Genomic DNA, 5394 nt, shown 5'->3' with positions numbered 1-5394 from the left:
GCGGGCCCGGGCCGGGGGGCCGGGGGGGGGGGCGCCCCCCGGGGCCCCCCCCCGCGGGGGCGGGGGGGCGCCGCCCCCCCCCCCCCCCCCCCCCCCCCCCCCCCCCCCCCCCCGTCTTGTCATGCCGGCTCTCAGGCCACGAAGGAGCGCGGAGCGTCGGCCCCCGCGCCCGCCCCGGAGCGCACCAGGTCCACCGCCGCCGCCAGGCGTACGGCCGCCTCGTCGGCGACCGGCCCGCTCACCGTGAACGGCAGCCGTACGTATCCTTCGAAGGCCCCGTCGACCCCGAACCGGGGGCCCGACGGCACGCGGACGCCGACGCGTTCACCCGCCACGGCCAGCCGGGATCCGGAGATGCCGCCGGTGCGCACCCACAGCGTCAGCCCGCCGCGCGGCACGGTGAACTCCCAGTCCGGCAGCTCCCGGCGCACCGCCGTCACCAGGGCGTCCCGGTTCTCCCGGGCCTGGCTCCGCCGGACCTCGACGGCCTGTTCCCAGCCGCCCGTCCCCATGAGCCAGTTGATGGCGAGCTGTTCCAGGACGGGGGTGCCCATGTCGGCGTACGCGCGGGCGGCGACCAGGCTGCGGATGACGTCCGGGGCGGCGCGCACCCAGCCGATCCGCATTCCCGCCCAGAAGGCCTTGCTGGCCGAGCCGACGGTCAGGACCGTGCTGCCGGCCGGGTCGAAGGCGCAGACCCGTCGAGGCATGTCGATGTCGGCGTCCAGGCGGAGTTCGTTCATGGTCTCGTCGACGACCAGGACCGTTCCGGCGGACCGGGCCGCCTCCACCAGGTCGCGGCGCTGCTGCTCGTCGGCGAGCGCGCCGGTGGGGTTGTGGAAGTCGGCGACCACATAGGCGAGCCGGGGCGCGGCGTCCCGCAGCACCTGGCGCCAGCGGTTCATGTCCCAGCCACCGAGCCCCTCCTGCATCGCGACCGGGACGAGGCGGGCGCCCGTCTCGCGCATCAGCTGGAGGATGTTGGCGTACGAAGGGGACTCGACCGCGATGCGTTCGCCGCGGCCTGCGAAGAGGTGGCAGATCGCGTCGATGGCGCCCATCGCACCGGTGGTGACCATGATCTGTTCGGGCATGGTCGGGATGCCGAGGGCGGAGTAGCGGTCGGCGATCATCCGGCGCAGGGCGGGCAGCCCGGCCGGGTAGTCGCCGTGCGTGTGGGCGTACGGCGGCAGCTCCTCCAGCGCCCCCTGGACCGCGCGGGTCAGCCAGGGCTCGGGCGCGGGCAGGGCCGCGCAGCCCAGGTCGATCATCGAGCCGAGGGACTCCGGCGGCAGCGGTTCGAGGCCGCGGGCGGGCAGCGGGTTGCCGGCCGGAACGGCGGTCCAGCTGCCCGCGCCGCGCCGGGACTCCAGGAACCCTTCGGCGCGCAGCGCCTCGTAGGCGGCCGCGACGGTCGTGCGGCTCACCGACAGGGCGAGGGCCAGTTCGCGTTCGGCGGGGAGCCGGGCGGCGACCGGAACGCGTCCTTCCAGGACGAGCAGCCGTACGCCGTCGGCGAGCGCGCGGTACGCGGGCGGCTTGCGGCCGCCCGGTCCGGTGGGCCGGGCCTGCTGCGACCGGAGCTGCCGGGCGAGCTGGGCCGCTCCCACCGTCGATGTCCACTGCGCCATCGAAATCAGTCCACCTTCCTCGGATTGGCCATAGTTGGTGGCCGATCCCCTGCCACAGAGTGACATGAAGCAGTCCACCACCACTACATCAGGGGGCACAACGTGGCCAGGACCACCGGCCGGAGCAGCACTCATCTCACCCGGCGGCTGGTCCAGCTGTACGTCGGCCTGGCGCTCTACGGGGCGAGCTCCGCGCTTCTGGTCCGGGCCGGACTGGGTCTCGAGCCGTGGGGTGTGCTGCACCAGGGGCTCGCGGAGCGGACCGGGATCTCGATCGGGGTCGTGTCGATCATCGTCGGCGCGGTGGTGCTGCTGCTGTGGATCCCGCTGCGCCAGCGGCCGGGGCTCGGCACGGTCTCCAACGTCTTCGTAGTCGGTCTTGCGATGGACGGGACGCTCGCGGTGGTCGGCGACCTCGACGCACTCGGCGTCCGGATCCCGGTGATGGTGCTCGGCATCGTCCTCAACGGCGTGGCGACCGGGCTGTACATCGCGGCCCGCTTCGGCCCGGGGCCGCGGGACGGGCTGATGACCGGGCTGAACCACATCACCGGCCGCTCGATCCGGCTGGTCCGCACGGCCCTCGAAGTGGCGGTCGTGGCGACCGGCTTCGTGCTCGGCGGCTCGGTGGGGGCGGGCACGGTGCTGTACGCGCTGGCCATCGGCCCGCTGGCCCAGCTCTTCCTGCGGATGTTCGCGCTCCCCGCGCCCGCCGGCACGGGGGTCACCGTCGCCTCGGGCGAGCCGTCCACGCCTGCGACGGCCGCCGGTTCCGGATCCGTCGCCCCCGCGACGGCCGCCGGTCCCGGGCCCGTCGCCGCTCCGCCGTCCGGGCAGGCCATACTGCCGCAGTGAAGCCGAGCCACCCGTATCCGAGCCACCCCTACCTGGACCACCCGACGCCGATCCCCTTCGCCCACCGCGGCGGGGCGGCGGACGGCGTGGAGAACACCGTGACCGCCTTCCGCCGGGCGTGGGACGCGGGCTACCGCTACTTCGAGACCGATGTGCACACCACGGCGGACGGCCGGCTGGTCGCCTTCCACGACGCGACGCTGGACCGGGTCACCGACGCCCGGGGCCGGATCGCCGAACTGCCCTGGAGCGAGGTGGGCCGGGCCCGGGTCGGGGGCGGCGAACCGCTCCCGCTCTTCGAGGAGCTGCTGGAGGAGTTCCCCGGGGCCCGCTGGAACGTGGACCTGAAGACCGAGTCGGCACTGGAGCCGCTGCTCACCCTGATCCGCCGGACCGACGCCTGGGACCGGATCTGCGTCGGCTCGTTCTCGGAGGCCCGGGTGACCCGCGCGCACCGCCTGGCGGGCCCCCGGCTGGCCACGTCGTACGGGGTGCGGGGCGTCCTCGCGCTACGGCTGCGTTCGTACGGGATCCCGGTGCCGCTGCGCGCGGGCGCGGTGTGCGCCCAGGTCCCCGAGCGGCAGGGCCCCGTCCCGGTGGTGGACGCCCGCTTCGTCCGCACGGCGCACGCGCTCGGGCTCCAGGTGCACGTCTGGACGGTGAACGAGCCGGATCGGATGGTGGCGCTCCTGGACCTCGGGGTGGATGGCATCATGACCGATCACATCGAGACGCTGCGTACGGTGCTGAGCGAGCGGGGGGCATGGTCCTGACGCCCGGCCCGTCCGCGTCCACAGGGGACGAGCGAGGGGACGCGGCGTGAGCACCGGGACCACAGGAACGGCCGATCCGTCCGGACGGCCGCCGGGCGGGGATGCCGCGGCCGCCCGCAAGCGGGAGCAGCACGGCTGGTACTTCTACGACTTCGCGTGCTCCGTCTACTCCACCAGCGTGCTGACCGTCTTCCTCGGCCCGTATCTGACGTCGATCGCGAAGGCGGCGGCGGACCCGGACGGGTTCGTGCACCCGCTGGGCATACCCGTGCGCGCGGGGTCGCTGTTCGCGTACTCCGTCTCGGCCTCCATCGTGGTGGCCGTGATCCTGATGCCGATCGTGGGCGCGGCGGCGGACCGTTCGGGGCGCAAGAAGCCGCTGCTGGCGGCGGCCGCGTACACGGGGGCGGCGGCCACGACCGGGATGTTCTTCCTGGACGGCCATCGCTATCTGCTGGGCGCGTTCCTGCTGATCGTGGCCAACGCCTCGATCTCGGTGTCGATGGTGCTGTACAACGCCTATCTGCCGCAGATCTCCGAGCCGGAGGAGCGCGACGCGGTCTCCTCGCGCGGCTGGGCCTTCGGCTACACCTCGGGCGCGCTGGTCCTGGTCCTCAACCTGATCCTGTACACCGGCCACGAGTCCTTCGGGCTCGCCGAGTCCGACGCGGTGCGGATCTGTCTCGCCTCGGCCGGTGTGTGGTGGGGCGCGTTCACCCTCGTACCGCTGCGGCGGCTGCGCGACCGCCGGGTGCGGCCGGACGGCGAGGGGGCGGTGGGCTCCGGGTGGAAGCAGTTGCGGGCGACCCTGCGCGACATGCGGCGCCACCCGCTGACGCTCTCGTTCCTGCTGGCCTATCTCGTCTACAACGACGGGATCCAGACGGTGATCTCGCAGGCCTCGCTGTACGGCTCCGAGGAGCTGGGCCTGGATCAGACGACGCTGATCGTCGCGGTGCTGCTGGTGCAGATCCTGGCGGTGGCGGGGGCGCTCGGCATGGGACGGCTCGCCCGGACGTACGGCGCGAAGCGCACGATTCTCGGGTCGTTGGTCATCTGGACCCTGATCCTGCTCGCCGCCTATCTGCTGCCCGCCGACGCGCCGGTGTTCTTCTTCGTCCTGGCGGCGGCGATCGGCCTGGTGCTGGGCGGCAGCCAGGCCCTGTCGCGGTCGCTGTTCTCGCATCTGGTGCCGCGCGGCAAGGAGGCGGAGTACTTCTCCGCGTACGAGATGAGCGACCGCGGACTGAGCTGGCTGGGGCCCCTGGTGTTCGGTCTGGCGTACCAGGTGACCGGCAGCTACCGGGACGCGATCATCTCGCTGATCGTGTTCTTCGCCCTGGGCGCGGTGCTGCTCGCGCGGGTTCCGGTGAGGCGTGCGGTGGAGGCCGCGGGCAACCCCGTACCGGAACGGATTTAGACGCTGAAGTAAAAGGCCGGTAGTATACGTCTTTGGCCTGCCCGGAGGACCGTTACTGCCAGTGGAAGCGGCTCAACCGTTGGGTGACAACATCCACCAGAGGTGACAAACCGGGCATGGGCGGGTACTCAACCCAGATAAAGCAGCGGCACGACGGGCGACGCATGACCCGCAACGGGAATCTTTACCGCCGACCGGACGTTGACCGGATGACGACGACAGCGACATTTTGTCCTGTGGGCGACAAGCCCGGGAGGCACGATTCATGAGTGAGCGAGCTCTCCGCGGCACGCGACTTGTGGTTACCAGCTACGAGACGGACCGCGGCATCGATCTGGCCCCGCGCCAGGCGGTGGAGTACGCATGCCAGAACGGACATCGATTCGAGATGCCGTTCTCGGTAGAGGCAGAGATTCCGCCGGAGTGGGAGTGCAAGGCGTGCGGCGCCCAGGCACTCCTGGTGGACGGGGATGGCCCCGAGGAGAAGAAGGGCAAGCCGGCGCGCACGCACTGGGACATGCTCATGGAGCGGCGCACCCGCGAGGAGCTGGAGGAGGTGCTGGCCGAGAGGCTGGCGGTTCTGCGCTCCGGAGCCATGAACATCGCCGTGCACCCGCGGGACAGCAGGAAGTCTGCCTGACCGCGTAACACCGCACAGCAGCACCACAGCAGCACCAAGAGCCGCGGGCCGTGACACAGAACGTGTGTCACGGCC

5 protein-coding genes are annotated in these 5394 nt (G+C 72.4%); 4 read left to right on the top strand and 1 reads right to left on the bottom strand.

Translation table 11 applies throughout. The features are described from left to right. Positions 1-131 precede the first annotated feature (131 nt). Positions 132-1631, bottom strand: a complete 1500-nt coding sequence (locus JS521_RS25050; RefSeq protein ID WP_205085198.1) for an SCO1417 family PLP biosynthesis transcription factor — start codon at positions 1629-1631, stop codon at positions 132-134. Between the two features lie 102 nt (positions 1632-1733). Between JS521_RS25050 and yczE the strand changes: the two genes are divergently transcribed. From yczE to JS521_RS25030, 4 genes are all read left to right on the top strand, one after another. Continuing rightward, positions 1734-2486: a membrane protein YczE gene (yczE, locus tag JS521_RS25045; protein ID WP_205085197.1), complete on the top strand. Its 753-nt coding sequence runs from the start codon at positions 1734-1736 to the stop codon at positions 2484-2486. After that, positions 2483-3259: a glycerophosphodiester phosphodiesterase family protein gene (locus JS521_RS25040; RefSeq protein ID WP_205085196.1), complete on the top strand. Its 777-nt coding sequence runs from the start codon at positions 2483-2485 to the stop codon at positions 3257-3259. Before yczE ends, JS521_RS25040 begins: the two co-directional genes overlap by 4 nt. 46 nt (positions 3260-3305) lie before the next feature. Further along, on the top strand, positions 3306-4679 hold the full coding sequence (locus JS521_RS25035; protein WP_205085195.1) for an MFS transporter: 1374 nt from the start codon (positions 3306-3308) through the stop codon (positions 4677-4679). Positions 4680-4944: 265 nt separating this feature from the next. Further along, a complete protein-coding gene (locus tag JS521_RS25030; RefSeq protein WP_003959706.1) occupies positions 4945-5319 on the top strand; it encodes an RNA polymerase-binding protein RbpA in 375 nt (124 codons plus the stop codon). Positions 5320-5394: the final 75 nt, after the last annotated feature.

The sequence above is a fragment of the Streptomyces durocortorensis genome (assembly GCF_016901035.1).
In the GTDB taxonomy this organism is placed as follows: domain Bacteria; phylum Actinomycetota; class Actinomycetes; order Streptomycetales; family Streptomycetaceae; genus Streptomyces; species Streptomyces durocortorensis.
Note: the sequence above shows the minus strand (reverse complement) of the source record. Positions and strands in the feature narration are given on the sequence as shown.